This is a genomic window from Stenotrophomonas sp. C3(2023) (assembly GCF_032911385.1).
GTDB lineage: Bacteria > Pseudomonadota > Gammaproteobacteria > Xanthomonadales > Xanthomonadaceae > Stenotrophomonas.
Genome location: NZ_JAWJLO010000001.1, coordinates 2,135,244 through 2,150,552, shown reverse-complemented (window position 1 = coordinate 2,150,552; position 15,309 = coordinate 2,135,244). Strand labels below are relative to the sequence as shown.

Here is a 15,309-nt window from a genome sequence, read left to right as displayed (position 1 = left end):
ATCCCAGGGAACACACGATGTCGCACTTTTTCTCACTGCACGGCCGCCGCAGCGGACGCTTGGCCGCCGCATTGCTTCTGACCACGGCCATCGGCCTGCTGTTGGCGGGCTGCTCGAAGGGCGGGACCGATTCCGCACAGGCGGGCGAGCGCAAGCAGGAGGGCAAGGAGGAGAAGAAGACCGAGGCTGTCGCGGTGGAAACAGCGGCGGCCGGCCATCGGCCGGTGGCTGCAAGCTACACCGGTACGTCCACGCTGGAGCCGCGTGCTGAAGCGCAGGTTGTGGCCAAGACCTCGGGCGTTGCCTTGGCCGTACTGGTCGAGGAAGGCCAGCATGTGCGGGCGGGGCAGCCGCTGGTGCGGCTGGACCCGGACCGCGCGCGGCTGAGTGTGGCGCAGAGTGAGGCCCAGCTGCGCAAGCTCGAAAACACCTACCAGCGCGCGCAGAAGCTGGTGGGACAGCAGATGGTCAGCGCTGCTGATGTTGACCAGTTGCGCTATGACGTGGAGAACGCGCGCGCACTGCATCGTCTGGCCACGCTCGAACTGTCCTATACGACGGTGGTGGCGCCCATCTCTGGTGTGATCGCCTCGCGCTCGATCAAGACGGGCAATTTCGTGCAGATCAACACGCCGATCTTCCGCATCGTCGACATTTCGCGACTGGAAGCCACGCTCAACGTGCCCGAGCGTGAGCTGGCCACGCTGCGTGCGGGCCAGCCGGTCACGCTGGCTGCCGACGCGCTGCCGGGCCAGACGTTCACCGGACTGGTGGATCGCATTTCGCCGGTGGTCGACTCGGGCAGCGGTACGTTCCGGGTGGTCAGCAGCTTCGATGGCGGCACGCAGTCGCTGCAGCCGGGCATGTTCAGCCGCATCCGCATCGATTATGACCAGCGTGCGAACGCGCTGGTGGTGCCGCGGCTGGCGATTCTCGACGACGGTGAGCCGGCGGTATTCCGCGTCACCGACGGCAAGGCGGTACGTGTGCCGGTCAAGGTCGGTTATGCCGAAGGCGCGTGGGTGGAGATCCGCGAGGGTCTGGCCGAAGGTGACCAGGTCGTCACCGCCGGCAAGGTCGCACTGCGCGATGGCACCGCCGTACAGGTGATCGTGCCGGCCGATCCCAAGGCCGTGGCGGCCACGGACGCGACGGGCAAGGCCGGGAGCACGCCATGACCGCTGCCGGCAACGATCACGGTGGCGACCCACACAGCGGCCACGCCCCCGGCGCGATGGGCGGCGGACTGGTCGAATTCGCCACGCGCCGCCGCGTCACGGTGGCGATGTGCACGGTCACCCTGCTGCTGTTTGGTCTGATCGCACTGGGCAACCTCAAGGTGAACCTGCTGCCCGACCTGAGCTATCCGACGCTTACCGTACGCACCGAGTACACCGGTGCGGCGCCGGCAGAGATTGAAACGCTGGTCACCGAGCCGGTGGAAGAAGCCGTTGGCGTGGTCAAGAACCTGCGCAAGCTCAAGTCGATCTCACGCACCGGGCAAAGCGATGTAGTGCTGGAGTTCGCGTGGGGCACCAACATGGACCAGGCCAGTCTGGAGGTGCGCGACAAGATGGAAGCGCTTAACCTGCCGCTGGAGGCCAAGGCACCGGTGCTGCTGCGCTTCAACCCGTCCACCGAACCGATCATGCGCCTGGTCCTCTCCAGCCGGCAGGCAGCGGCCAGCGAGGCTGACGCCGTGCGCGAGCTCACCGGCCTGCGCCGCTATGCCGACGAAGATCTGAAAAAGAAACTCGAGCCCGTCACCGGCGTGGCCGCGGTCAAGGTGGGGGGTGGCCTGGAGGATGAAATCCAGGTGGACATCGACCAGCAGAAGCTGGCCCAGCTGAAGATGCCGATCGATATGGTGATCCAGCGGCTCAAGGAAGAGAACATCAACATCTCCGGCGGCCGTCTGGAAGAAGGCGCGCAGCGCTTCCTGGTGCGCACCGTGAATCAGTTCGCCGGGCTGGAGGAAATCGGCAACCTGCTGCTGACAACGCAGTCGGCCAACGGCAGTGCGGCTGACTCGGCCATGGCACAGATGTTCGCCATCGCGGCGGCCACCGGCTCGGACGCGGCCATCGCCGCGGCGTCGGCGGCGCAGAGTGCTTCGTCCGGCAGCGGTTCGGGTGTGGTGGCCAATGGCGTGCCTGTACGCCTGAAGGACGTGGCTACCATCACCCAGGGTTACAAGGAACGCGAGGCGATCATCCGCCTGGGTGGCAAGGAGGCGGTCGAGCTGGCGATCTACAAGGAGGGCGATGCCAACACCGTCTCAACGGCCGAGGCACTGCGCACGCGGCTGGAACAGATCAAGGCGACCTTCCCCGGCGATGCCGAGCTGACCACCATTGAAGACCAGTCGCGCTTCATCGAACACGCCATCGCCGACGTCAAGAAGGACGCGGTGATCGGCGGCCTGCTGGCGATCCTGATCATCTTCCTGTTCCTGCGCGATGGCTGGAGCACGTTTGTGATCAGCCTGTCGCTGCCGGTCTCGATCATCACCACGTTCTTTTTCATGGGCCAGTTCGGCCTGAGCTTGAACGTGATGTCGCTGGGCGGGCTGGCGTTGGCCACCGGCCTGGTGGTGGACGATTCGATCGTGGTGCTGGAGAGCATCGCCAAGGCCCGCGAACGTGGGCTGGGCATTCTGCGTGCGGCCATCGAAGGTACGCGCGAGGTGAGCATGGCGGTGGTGGCCTCGACGCTGACCACCATTGCCGTGTTCCTGCCGCTGGTGTTCGTCGACGGCATCGCCGGGCAGCTGTTCCGCGACCAGGCGCTGACGGTGGCAATCGCCATCGCGATCTCCCTGCTGGTGTCGATGACGCTGATCCCGATGCTCAGCTCGCTCAAGGGGCGCCCGCCGATGGCCTTCCCCGAAGAGGCACCGGCCCAGCCCTGGCAGCCGGCACAGCGCTGGCTCAAGCCGGTGGCCGGCAGCCGGCGCGGCCTGATGGCGGTGTTGCGCGGCAGCGTATTCGCTCTGGCCTGGCTGGTGGTGCGCACCTGGCGCCTGCTGGTGGCCGTGGTCGGCCCGGTGATGCGCAAGGCCAGCGACGTGGCGATGAAGCCCTACGCCGGTGCCGAGCGTGGCTACCTGCGCCTGCTGCCCAGCGCCCTGGCCCATCCGGGCAAGGTGCTGGCGTTGGCGGCGGTGATCTTCGTCGGCAGCATGGCGCTGGTGCCGCTGCTGGGTGCAGACCTGATTCCGCAGCTGGCGCAGGACCGCTTTGAAATGACCGCCAAGCTGCCGGCAGGCACCCCGCTGAAGCAGACCGACGCGCTGGTGCGCGAGCTGCAGCTGGCTCACGACGACGACGCGCAGATCGCTTCGCTGTACGGGGTGAGCGGCAGCGGCACGCGGCTGGATGCCAGCCCGACGGAGAGTGGCGAGAACATCGGCAAGCTCACTGTGGTGATGGAAGGCGGCGGCAACGCGCGCACGGAGGCGGCAATCACCGAGCGGCTGCGCGCTTCCATGCAACGGCACCCGGGCGTGCAGGTCGACTTCGCCCGGCCCGCGTTGTTCAGTTTCTCCACGCCGCTGGAAATCGAGCTGCGCGGGCAGGACATGGCCGGATTGGAGCAGGCCGGCCAGCGCATGGCGGCATTGCTGCGCGCCAATCCGCACTATGCTGACGTCAAGTCGACCGTGGAGGAAGGTTTTCCGGAAATCCAGATCCGCTTCGACCAGGAGCGGGCCGGTGCACTGGGCCTGACCACGCGGCAGATCGCCGATGTGGTGGTCAAGAAAGTGCGCGGCGATGTGGCCACGCGCTACAGCTTCCGTGACCGCAAGATCGATGTGCTGGTGCGCGCGCAGGCCAGTGACCGCGCCAGCGTGGACAGCATCCGCCGTCTGATCGTCAATCCCGGCAGTGCGCGCCCGGTCACCCTGGACGCGGTGGCCGAGGTGGTGGCCACCACCGGGCCCAGCGAGATCCATCGCGCCGACCAGACCCGGGTGGCCGTCGTGTCGGCCAACCTGCGCGACATCGACCTGGGCGCGGCGATGCGCGAAGTGCAGGACATGGTGGCCAAACACCCGATCGGCGCCGGCGTGGGCCTGCATATCGGCGGTCAGGGCGAAGAACTGGAGCAGTCGGCCCGTTCACTGATTTTCGCCTTTGGTCTGGCGATCTTCCTGGTCTACCTGGTCATGGCATCGCAGTTCGAGTCACTGCTGCATCCGTTCGTGATTCTGTTCACCATCCCGCTGGCGCTGGTCGGCGCGATCCTGGCGCTGCTGCTGACCGGCAAGCCGATCTCGGTGGTGGTGTTCATCGGTCTGATCCTGCTGGTGGGGCTGGTCACCAAGAACGCAATCATCCTGATCGACAAGGTCAACCAGCTGCGCGAGGCCGGCGTGGCCAAGCACGAGGCACTGGTGGAGGGTGCGCGCTCGCGCCTACGCCCGATCATCATGACCACGCTGTGCACGCTGTTCGGCTTCCTGCCGCTGGCGGTGGCGATGGGCGAGGGCGCCGAGGTGCGTGCGCCGATGGCGATCACCGTGATCGGCGGCCTGCTGGTGTCGACCCTGCTGACCCTGCTGGTGATTCCGGTGGTGTATGACCTGATGGACCGTCGCGGCGACGCCTATTACCGGCAGCGCGGACGCGGGCTGCTCGACCAGGCACCCGGCCAGGTGGGCGTGGAGGACCCGGCATGAGTGTGGCCGAGTTCTCCATCCGTCGCCCGGTCACCACCATCATGTGTTTCGTGTCACTGGTGGTGGTCGGCCTGATCGCCTCGTTCCGGCTGCCGCTGGAAGCACTGCCGGACATCACCGCGCCGTATCTGTTCGTGCAGATTCCGTACAGCGGCTCCACACCGGAAGAAATCGAGCGCACGCTGATCCGGCCGGTCGAAGAAACCCTGGCGACGATGACCGGGATCAAGCGCATGCAGTCCTCGGCTACGTCCGAGAGCGCGAGCATCTTCATCGAGTTCACCGACTGGGACCGCGATATTGCCATTGCCGCCTCGGATGCACGCGAGCGCATCGACGCCATCCGCAGCGACCTGCCCGACGATCTGCAGCGCTACAACGTGTTCAAGTGGTCCAGCAGTGACGAGCCGGTGCTCAAGGTGCGCCTGGCCAGCACCACCGACCTGACCGGTGCGTATGACATGCTCGACCGCGAGTTCAAGCGGCGCATCGAGCGTATTCCGGGGGTCGCCCGGGTCACCATCTCCGGCGCGCCACCCAACGAGGTGGAGATCGCCATCGACCCCAACCGGCTCAACGCGCATGGCCTGAGCATCAACGAGCTGCACACGCGGCTGCGCACGCTGAACTTCTCCCTCTCCGCCGGCCAGATCGACGACCACGGGCAGCGGGTACGCATCCAGCCGGTGGGGGAGATCACCGACCTGCAGGAGCTGCGTGAGCTGGTCATCAACGCCAAGGGCCTGCGCCTGGGCGACATCGCCGAGGTGCGCTTCAAGCCGACCCGCATGACCTACGGACGTCGCCTGGATGGCAACCCGGCCATCGGCCTGGACATTTACAAGGAGCGCAGCGCGAACCTGGTGGAGGTCTCGCGGGCAGCCCTGGCCGAAGTCGAGGCGATCCGTGCCGAGCCGAACATGCGCGACGTGCAGATCAAGGTGATCGACAACCAGGGCAAGTCGGTCACCTCGTCACTGCTGGAGCTGGCCGAGGCCGGCGCGGTGGGGCTGCTGCTGTCGGTGACGGTGCTGTTCTTCTTCCTGCGCCACTGGCCTTCGACGCTGATGGTGACGCTGGCCATCCCGATCTGCTTCATCATCACGCTGGGCTTCATGTATTTCGCCGGGGTGACGCTCAACATCCTGACCATGATGGGGCTGCTGCTGGCGGTGGGCATGCTGGTGGACAACGCGGTGGTGGTGGTGGAGAGCATCTACCAGGAGCGCGAGCGGATGCCGGACCAGCCGATACGCGCCTCGATCATCGGCACGCGCAATGTGGCCATCGCGCTCAGCGCCGGCACGCTGTGCCACTGCATCGTGTTCGTGCCCAATCTGTTTGGCGAGACCAACAACATCAGCATCTTCATGGCGCAGATTGCGATCACCATCTCGGTCTCGCTGCTGGCCTCGTGGCTGGTGGCGGTGAGCCTGATACCGATGCTGTCCGCGCGCATGGCCACGCCCTCGCTGGTGCATGCGCAGACCGGGGTGATCCCGCGACTGCAGCGGCGTTACGCGCAACTGCTGGACTGGACGCTGCGGCATCGCGGCTGGAGCATCGCCGGCATCATCGTGGTGGTGCTGATCAGCCTGGTGCCGATGAAGCTGACCAAGGTCGACATGTTCGGTGGTGAGGGCGGCAAGGACATCTACATCGGCTACATGTGGAAAAGCGCCTACACGCACCGGCAGATGGCCGACGAAGTGCAGCGCGTGGAGGCCTGGCTGGACCAGAACCGCGAGCGCCTGCACATCAGCCAGGTGTACTCCTGGTACAGCGAGGATGAAGGCAGCTCGACCATCGTCACCCTCGATCCGGCTTACGCCAAGCAGCTGCCCGCGCTGCGCGAACAGCTGCGGGAGGGGCTGCCACGCTCGGCACGTGCCGACTACTTCGTCGGCGGACAGAGCGGCGGGCAGGGCGGCGGCAGCCAATCGGTGCAGGTGCAGCTGGTGGGTGACTCCAGTCAGATGCTGCAGGAAATCGGCAAGGAGGTGCTGCCGATGCTGGCCCAGCGCAAGGAACTGCGGGATGTGCGCATCGACAACGGCGAGAAGGGCAGCGAGCTGGCGATCCGGGTCGACCGCGAGCGGGCGGCGGCGTTCGGCTTCAATGCCGAGCAGGTGGCGAGCTTTGTTGGACTGGCACTGCGCGGTGCACCGCTGCGCGAGTTCCGGCGCGGCGACAGCGAGGTGCCGGTGTGGGTGCGCTTCGCCGGTGCCGAGCAGACCACCCCGGAGGACCTGGATGGCTTCAGCGTGCGCACCGGCGATGGCCGCAATGTGCCACTGCGCAGCCTGGTCAACGTGGACGTGCGCTCGGCAGCCACGCAGATCGGCAGGACCAACCGGCAGACCACGCTGACCATCAAAGCCAACCTGGCCGAGAAGGTCACCGCGCCGGAGGGCCGTGCCGCCATCGAGGCGATGCTCAAGCCGATGCGTTTCCCGGCCGGCTACGGTTACACGTTCGACGGTGGCAACTACGGCAACGACAACGAAGCCATGCAGCAGATGATGTTCAATCTGATCATCGCGCTGGTGATGATCTATGTGGTGATGGCCGCGGTGTTCGAGTCGCTGCTGTTCCCGGCGGCGATCATGAGCGGCGTGCTGTTCTCGATCTTCGGGGTGTTCTGGCTTTTCTGGCTGACCGGTACGTCGTTCGGCATCATGTCCTTCATCGGCATCCTGGTGCTGATGGGCGTGGTGGTCAACAACGGCATCGTGATGATCGAGCACATCAACAACCTGCGCCGCAACGGCATGGAACGCACGCGCGCGCTGGTGGAAGGTTCGCGCGAGCGTCTGCGACCGATCATGATGACGATGGGCACGGCCATTCTGGCGATGGTGCCGATCTCGCTGACCGACACCCAGCTGTTCGGGGATGGCCCACCGTACTACCCGATGGCGCGCGCGATCGCCGGTGGGCTGGCGTTCTCCACCGTGGTAAGCCTGCTGTTCCTGCCAACCATCTATGCGGTGCTCGATGACATGCGCAACGGCGTGGCAGCGTTGATTCGCCGTGCCCGCGGCCGTGGCGTGCCGGCACCGGAGGTGACCTGACCACGGTGGGCCGCGGCGTGCGGCCTCGTTGAACCGGTGGGTGACGACCCATGGTCATCACCCACCGGTTCAACGGCTTATCCTGCGACCTTGCCCCAGACCTGGATGGTGGCCAGCCACAGGCCGGCAGCGCTGCCGGCGCTGGTCAGCATGAAGGTCAGCACCACGCGGGTGACCCGGTTGCGGTACCAGCCCTTCAGCGTCTGCGCGTCATCGCGCAGGTTGAGGAAGTCGGCATAGGCGGGTTTGCGCAGCCGCAGTTCCACCAGCGCGGAGAACGCGCCAGCCGGGATGCTCAGCCGGAACGGCTTGAAGGGGGCGGCCACGATCGCGGTGAGAATGCTCAGCGGGTGGCTGCCGGCCAGCAGCGCGCCCAGACCGGCCAGACCGCCGGTGTACATCACCCAGGTCAGCAGCAGCTCCAGGCCCATGCCCATGCCACCGCGCATGAAGCCGACCACGATACCGGCCAGCACCACCACCATGATGGCCAGGGTGAACCAGGGCACCTTGCTGCGGGTTGCCACCTGTTCCAGCTCAGCGCGCAGCGGTACGGGGGCGGCGGTGTCGGTTTCCAGATAGTTCGCCAGCCCGGCCAGGTGGCCGGCGCCGACCACGGCCAGTACCTCGCGCTGGGCCGGTTCGGCGCCCTGCAACTGACGCTCTTCGCGCAGGCGGGTGGCCATGTAGCGGTCACGCTCGCCGATCACCGCCTCGTACAGCGCGGGGCTCTCGTCGGCGAACTCGCCAAAGCTCGACTCGAGCATGTCGCCCTGTTTGAGCTTTTCGATATCCTCCTCGCCGACGTTGTCCGAAGAGAACAGCCCGGCACCGAGCCCCATCATCAGCTTCATGCGGCCGATGAAGCCGAGCTTCTGCGAGGCCCGCTTGAAGGTCAGCCCGACTTCGCGGTCGATCAGGTGCACCGGCAGGCCGCGCTCGCGGGCAAGCGCCACCGCGCGCTTGAGCTCGGCCCCCGGTTCGATGCCCAGCTGCTCGGCCAGACGCCGCTGGTAGGCGGCCAGGGCGAGGTTGGCGGCAAACAACGCAACCCGGCCCTTGCGGATCACCTCGACCAGATCGAGCTTGGACAAGGTGTCCGGATCGGTCAGGGCCTGCAGCCGCTGGGCATCAAGCTCCACCGCCACCGCATCGAAGCGGCCGCTGTCGATGGCCTGCTCGACCGCGGCCACGCTGGCATGGGAAACATGGGCCGTGCCCAGCAGGGTGTAGCGCACGCCGTCGCGCTCGACCACGCGCACAGGCTGGCCAGCGAACAGGGCGTCGCCGCCTTCGGTAACAGAGTCGGTCATCAGTTCATTCATGGGTTGGGGCGTCGTCGGCACCGGGGCCGAGAGCGCGCTGCATCTGTACGGTATCCAGCCAGCGGCCGTGCTTGCGGCCAAGGCCGCGGAACACGCCGACCAGATGGAAACCAAAGCGCTCGTGCAGTTTGATGGAGGCCGCGTTACTGGGCTCGCCGATCACGGCGACCATCTGCCGGTAGCCGCGCGCGACGCAGGCATCGATCAACGCCTGCATCAGCGCGGTGCCCACGCCGTGGCCCTGGAAGCGGGCATCGACGTACACCGAGTTTTCCACCGTCCACTGGTAGGCCACGCGTGTCCGGTAGGTGTTGGCGTAGGCATAGCCGGCCACCTCGCCGTCGATCTCGGCGACAAGGTAGGGGAAGCCGCGCGCGACGATGTCCTGCATGCGTCGCGCCATCTCGGCCTGGTCAGGCACGTCGTACTCGTAGGTGTTGACGAAGTCGGTCACCTCCACCGCGTAGATGGCGGTGATGGCCGCCATATCGCCGGCGGCCACGTCGCGGATGCGCACGCCCATGCCTGTGATCTCCCGGCTCAGTCGATGTAGCGCTTGAGCAGGTCGCCGTAGGCGTCGATGCGACGATCACGCAGGAACGGCCAGATGCGGCGCACGTGTTCGCTGCGCTGCAGGTCCACGTCGCAGACCAGGATCGTGGCCTCGGTGCCGGCCTCGGCGATGAACTCGCCCTGCGGACCCAGCACATGGCTGTTGCCCCAGAACTGGATGCCGGAGGCGCCCAGCGGCGAAGGTTCGTGACCGACGCGGTTGCAGCTGAGCACCGGCACACCGTTGGCGACAGCGTGACCACGGTGGCTCAGCACCCACGCGTCGCGCTGGCGGGTCTGCTCGTCCTTCTGGTCGTCCGGGTCCCAGCCGATCGCGGTCGGGTACAGCAGCAGCTCGGCACCGGCCAGCGCCATCAGACGCGCCGCTTCGGGATACCACTGGTCCCAGCACACCAGCACGCCGAGACGGCCCACCGAGGTGTCGACCGGCGTGAAGCCAAGGTCGCCGGGGGTGAAGTAGAACTTCTCGTAGAAACCCGGATCGTCGGGGATGTGCATCTTGCGGTACTTGCCCAGCAAGGTGCCGTCCTTCTCGAAGACCACGGCGGTGTTGTGGTACAGGCCGGCGGCGCGGCGCTCGAACAGCGAAGCGACCAGGACCACACCGTGCTGCCTGGCCAGCGCGCCGAGACGCTCGGTGCTGGGGCCCGGGATCGGCTCGGCCAGGTCGAACTCGTCCACCGATTCGTGCTGGCAGAAGTAGGCCCCGTTGTGGAGTTCCTGCAACAGCACCAGCTTCGCACCCTGCGCGGCCGCCTCGGCCACGCGGGCTTCGATGACCGCCAGGTTGGCAGCGGCATCACCGTGGTTGCGTTCCTGGATCAGGGCGACGGTAAGGGGCGGGCGGGGGCTCATCCGGATGCGGTCCTGCAGGGGAAAACATGCATGGTAACGCGGATGGTGAAAGCCGGTGTGGTGGCGGCTGAATGGCAGGTACGTACGGGTCGTTTGTGCCGCCGAACCGTGCCGTACACCTCGGCAACGGCGTGACGACCAACGGTCGTCACCTACCGGGGCGGGGCCGGTGTTCGTAGCACCGGGCTCTGCCCGGCGAGCGCGCAGCGCGGCCGTCCGCGCTGGCGCAGGCGTGGGTAGGTGACGACCGTTGGTCGTCACGCTTCAGCGCCGCAGTCGCGCGGGGACGGTGTGTGCACAGGCAACGGCGTGACGACCAACGGTCGTCACCTGCCGCGGTGGGGCCGGCGTTATGCCTTCAGCAGGCCCGCAGGCAGCTGCATGGTGATGCAGTGCAGGCTGCCGTTCTGCCAGATCAGCGGGCGGCAGGGCACCTGCACGATTTCGCGGTCCGGGAAGGCCTGCGCCAGCACGTCGCGGGCCAGGTCATCGGCGGGGTCATCATAGGCCGGCATCAGCACCGCACCGTTGACGATCAGGAAGTTGGCGTACGAGGCGGCCAGGCGGCGACCCTCGTCCAGCACCGGCTGCGCCCACGGCAGCGGGAACAGGCGATACGGCTGTCCATCGGCGGTGCGCAGCGCGGCCAGTTCAGCGCCCATCGCCTGCAGTTCGGCAAAGTGCGCATCGCCAGCATCATCGCAGGCCTGGTAGACGATGCTGTCGGCCGAGGCGAAGCGGGCCAGGGTGTCAATGTGGGCGTCGGTGTCGTCGCCTTCCAGATAGCCGTGGTCCAGCCACAGCACACGGTCCTGGCGCAGCCAGTCGGCCAGGTCGGCGCTCAGGCTGGCGCGGTCCCGCTCCGGGTGGCGCTCATGCAGGCAACGCCAGGTGGTCAGCAGCGTGCCGGCGCCGTCGGTTTCAATGCCGCCGCCCTCAAGTGCGAAGGGAATGCTGCGCACGGTGGCATCGTTGAACACACCTGCGCCGTCGAGCACGCCGACCAGCTGGTCATCCAGGGTCGCGTCGAACTTGCCGCCCCAGCCGGTGAAGCGGAAATCCAGCAGCTGGAAACCGCCTTCTTCGCGGCGCAGGGTGATCGGGCCGGAATCGCGCAGCCAGGTGTCATCGTAGGCCGCAGTGGTGAAGTGCACCTTGTCCATGTCGATGCGGTTGGAGCGCAGCCGCATCTCGGCGTAGGTCTCCACATCATCGTCGGCCACGCAGATCAGCACCGGCTGGAAGCGCGTGATGGCCGCGACCAGCGCGATATAGGTCTCTTCGACCTGGCCCAGGCGGTCGGCCCAGTCGGTGTCGGCGGTCGGCCAGGCAATCAGGACGCCACTCTGGGCTTCCCACTCGGCGGGAAAACGAAGATTCTGGTTCATGGGCTCGCACATCTGGGCCCGCCTCGGTGGCGGGCGTGGGGCATCAGCGGATCGGGGGACGGGGGCCGATCTCGTTCGGACCGGCCTGGTTGGCCACCACATCGATCACTTTCTGCTTCTCGAAGTAAACGGTGAACTGGGGGTAGACCCAACGGTGGATGGTGGGCCATTGCTGTTTCTGACCGCCGCGCGGCTCAAGCCGCTCGCTGGGTGCGCCGAACTGCCCCTGCACCTGCTGCATGGTCTGGCCGCGCACCGGCACGCTGGCAGCCGGCGGCCGCTGTGCGCGGTCCACCAGCAGCGTATCGGCCAGGGCAGGGCTGGCTGCGGCCAGCAGGCTGGTCAGCACCAGCGCATTGGTCAAACGCGTCATCTCGATCTACTCCCCAGTGGTCAAGAACAGCGATTACAGCACAAAGAAAACAGAAAGCCGCCCGGAGGCGGCTTTCTGTTCAAACCGGCCCGCGAAGGGCTGCGGCGGCCGCAAGGGCCTGCCGGCTCAGCGCTGGCGCGCCTTGAAACGCGGGTTCGACTTGCAGATCACGAAGATCTTGCCACGGCGACGGACAACCTTGCAGTCGCGGTGACGGGACTTCGCCGACTTCAGGGAGGACAGGACTTTCATGGCATACCTCGGCGTAAACGTAAGTGTTCAGAGTGGAGCGTGGCCGCGATATGCAGTAGACAATCGGCGTTGACGCTCGTTCAAGCCCGCCATTCTACCGGGCTTTTCTCCAGCGTTTCAAGTGGTTGCAGGAAAATATCGCAGAACCCGCCCGGGGGAGGTCTAGAATGGGGGCTTCACCGCTGCTGGAACCCCCATGACCACACTCGCTCCCGTCCTGACCATCGACGGCCCTTCCGGGGCTGGCAAGGGTACCATCAGCCGCATCGTGGCACGTCGCCTGGGCTGGCACTATCTGGATTCGGGCGCGCTGTACCGCGCGGTGGGCGTGGCCGCCAGCTGGGCCGATATCGATACCTCCGATGCCTCGGCGCTGGTGCGCTGTACCTTTGACACCAAGGTCCAGTTCGTCGAGCAGGGCGAGGCGATGCGGGTTCTGGTCAATGGCACCGACGCGACCGACGAGCTGCGCCTGGAGACCACCGGTGCGCTGGCCTCGGCCATCGCCGCCATTCCTGAGGTGCGCGGCGCACTGAAGGAACGTCAGCGCGCATTCAGGATTGCGCCTGGGCTGGTGGCCGACGGCCGCGACATGGGCACCGTCATCTTTCCCGACGCTCAATTCAAGGTCTTTCTGACCGCCAGTGCCGAGGAGCGTGCGCAGCGCCGGCATAAGCAGTTGAAAGACAAGGGGGTTTCTGTTAGCTTTGATGACCTCCTGCGCGAGATCATGGCCCGCGACGCCCGTGATGCCCAGCGTATCGTGGCGCCCCTGAAGCCGGCAGACGACGCCGTCATCATCGACACCACAGACATCGACATCGAAAAGGTCGTTGTCAGGGTGATGGATCTGCTCCCGGTTTCGGCTGCCTGATCCGTTCGCGAAGGAGCATCGCCGGTGGCATGGGCGGTGGTCGCACAATGCAGTGCTGTACAAGCTCCGCCGCGCAATGATGCGTGGCGGTTTTCCTACTACACACGACCTGCGTTTCCGGGGTCGACCAACAGGCGGGCGGTCATGGTCTTCGGAGGAGCTCTGCTCCTGGAAGGAAGCCAGCCGGCCCATGTGTCCAACAGAGTAAATCTAATGACCGAATCATTTGCCGAACTGTTTGAAGCCAGCCAGGCCAATCTGGCCAAGCTGAAGCCCGGCGCCATCGTCAGCGGTACCGTTGTTGAAGTCCGCGGCGACGTCGTGGTGATCAACGCGGGCCTGAAGTCCGAAGGCATCGTGCCGATCGAACAGTTCCGTAACGACGCTGGCGAAATCGACGTCGCCGAAGGCGACATCGTCAAGGTCGCCCTCGACTCGATCGAGAACGGCTTCGGCGAAACCGTCCTGTCGCGCGAGAAGGCCAAGCGCGCGATGGTGTGGGACGAGCTGGAAGAAGCGTTGGAAAAGAACGAAACCATCACCGGCCGCATCAGCGGCAAGGTCAAGGGTGGTTTCACCGTGGACATCAAGGATGTCCGCGCCTTCCTGCCGGGTTCGCTGGTCGATGTGCGCCCCGTGCGCGATCCGGCCTACCTGGAAGGCAAGGAGCTCGAGTTCAAGCTGATCAAGCTGGACCGCAAGCGTAACAACGTCGTGGTTTCGCGCCGCGCTGTCGTCGAAAGCGAGCACTCGGAAGAGCGCGAGCAGCTGATGGACAAGCTGCAGGAAGGCGCGATCCTGAAGGGTGTCGTCAAGAACCTGACCGACTACGGCGCGTTCGTGGACCTGGGTGGCATCGACGGCCTGCTGCACATCACCGACATGGCATGGAAGCGCGTGCGCCATCCGTCCGAAGTCGTGAACGTCGGCGACGAGCTGGACGTGCGCGTGCTGAAGTTCGACCGCGAGCGCAACCGCGTTTCGCTGGGTCTGAAGCAGCTGGGCGAAGATCCGTGGGACAACATCGCCCGTCGTTACCCGGCCAACAGCCGCGTCTTCGGCAAGGTCTCCAACGTGACCGATTACGGCGCGTTCGTGGAGATCGAGCCGGGCGTCGAAGGCCTGGTGCACGTTTCGGAAATGGACTGGACCAACAAGAACGTCAATCCGTCCAAGGTCGTGCAGGTCGGTGACGAAGTCGAAGTGATGGTGCTGGACGTCGATGAAGAGCGTCGCCGCATCTCGCTGGGCATGAAGCAGGTTGCCGCCAATCCGTGGGAAACCTTCGCTGCCACCCAGAAGAAGGGTGACAAGGTCTCCGGTCAGATCAAGTCGATCACCGATTTCGGTATCTTCATCGGTCTGGACGGCGGCATCGACGGTCTGGTCCACCTGTCCGACATCAGCTGGGCAACCACTGGCGAAGACATCGTCCGCAACTTCAAGAAGGGCGACACCCTGGAAGCGGTCGTGCTGGCCGTTGATCCGGAGCGTGAGCGCATCTCGCTGGGCGTCAAGCAGCTGGAGCAGGATCCGTTCGGCCAGTACATGGCGACCAATCCGAAGGGCTCCAAGGTTGAAGGCGTGGTGAAGGAAGTCGACGCCAAGGGCGCGATCATCGATCTGGCTGACGGCATCGAAGGTTACGTCTCGGCCCGCGACATCGCCAACGAGCGCGTTGACGACGCCACCCAGCACCTGAAGGTCGGCGACAAGGTGGAAGCCAAGTTCGTTGGCATGGACCGCAAGGGTCGTACCCTGCAGCTGTCCATCAAGGCCAAGGACGATGCTGAAATGCGCGAAGTGCTGGAGGAATACCAGTCTTCGTCCGCTTCCAGCGGCACCACCCAGCTCGGCGCCCTGCTGCGCGCACAGCTGAGCGGCAACAAGTCCGAGTAATCGGTACGCGTTGAG

11 protein-coding genes are annotated in these 15,309 nt (G+C 65.9%); 5 read left to right on the top strand and 6 right to left on the bottom strand.

The genetic code is table 11. The features are described from left to right. Nucleotides 1-17: 17 nt before the first annotated feature. The 3 genes from RZA67_RS09445 to RZA67_RS09435 are packed head-to-tail and all read left to right on the top strand — an operon-like array spanning nucleotide 18 to nucleotide 7,755. Nucleotides 18-1,178, top strand: coding sequence for an efflux RND transporter periplasmic adaptor subunit (locus RZA67_RS09445; protein ID WP_317212492.1), 1,161 nt, complete (start codon nucleotides 18-20; stop codon nucleotides 1,176-1,178). A 56-nt stretch (nucleotides 1,179-1,234) separates the two neighbouring features. Next, complete coding sequence (locus tag RZA67_RS09440; RefSeq protein ID WP_317213975.1) at nucleotides 1,235-4,681, top strand: efflux RND transporter permease subunit; 3,447 nt, start codon at nucleotides 1,235-1,237, stop codon at nucleotides 4,679-4,681. Then, entirely contained in the window at nucleotides 4,678-7,755 is a 3,078-nt protein-coding gene (locus RZA67_RS09435) for an efflux RND transporter permease subunit (protein WP_317212491.1), read from the top strand. Before RZA67_RS09440 ends, RZA67_RS09435 begins: the two co-directional genes overlap by 4 nt. Nucleotides 7,756-7,832: 77 nt before the next feature. On the opposite strand, the gene RZA67_RS09430 is transcribed toward RZA67_RS09435, so the two are convergent. The 6 genes from RZA67_RS09430 to ykgO form a co-directional block, all read right to left on the bottom strand. Beyond that, on the bottom strand, nucleotides 7,833-9,068 hold the full coding sequence (locus RZA67_RS09430; protein WP_317212490.1) for a TraB/GumN family protein: 1,236 nt from the start codon (nucleotides 9,066-9,068) through the stop codon (nucleotides 7,833-7,835). Between the two features lie 4 nt (nucleotides 9,069-9,072). Then, complete coding sequence (locus tag RZA67_RS09425; RefSeq protein WP_317212489.1) at nucleotides 9,073-9,603, bottom strand: N-acetyltransferase family protein; 531 nt, start codon at nucleotides 9,601-9,603, stop codon at nucleotides 9,073-9,075. A 17-nt stretch (nucleotides 9,604-9,620) separates the two neighbouring features. Further along, nucleotides 9,621-10,508 carry a carbon-nitrogen hydrolase gene (locus tag RZA67_RS09420; RefSeq protein ID WP_317212488.1) on the bottom strand — a complete coding sequence of 296 codons (888 nt, stop codon included), beginning with the start codon at nucleotides 10,506-10,508 and terminating at the stop codon, nucleotides 9,621-9,623. A 350-nt stretch (nucleotides 10,509-10,858) separates the two neighbouring features. Further along, the gene (locus RZA67_RS09415) at nucleotides 10,859-11,896 is read right to left on the bottom strand and encodes an agmatine deiminase family protein (RefSeq protein ID WP_317212487.1); all 1,038 of its coding nucleotides are present in this window, start codon (nucleotides 11,894-11,896) and stop codon (nucleotides 10,859-10,861) included. A 43-nt stretch (nucleotides 11,897-11,939) separates the two neighbouring features. Continuing rightward, nucleotides 11,940-12,269, bottom strand: a complete 330-nt coding sequence (locus RZA67_RS09410) for a hypothetical protein (protein ID WP_317212486.1) — start codon at nucleotides 12,267-12,269, stop codon at nucleotides 11,940-11,942. A 126-nt stretch (nucleotides 12,270-12,395) separates the two neighbouring features. After that, complete coding sequence (gene ykgO, locus RZA67_RS09405; protein WP_017355593.1) at nucleotides 12,396-12,521, bottom strand: type B 50S ribosomal protein L36; 126 nt, start codon at nucleotides 12,519-12,521, stop codon at nucleotides 12,396-12,398. A 196-nt stretch (nucleotides 12,522-12,717) separates the two neighbouring features. Between ykgO and cmk the strand changes: the two genes are divergently transcribed. Continuing rightward, entirely contained in the window at nucleotides 12,718-13,395 is a 678-nt protein-coding gene (cmk, locus tag RZA67_RS09400; protein WP_317212485.1) for a (d)CMP kinase, read from the top strand. A gap of 213 nt (nucleotides 13,396-13,608) precedes the next feature. After that, nucleotides 13,609-15,294, top strand: coding sequence for a 30S ribosomal protein S1 (gene rpsA, locus RZA67_RS09395; protein ID WP_317212484.1), 1,686 nt, complete (start codon nucleotides 13,609-13,611; stop codon nucleotides 15,292-15,294). Nucleotides 15,295-15,309: the final 15 nt, after the last annotated feature.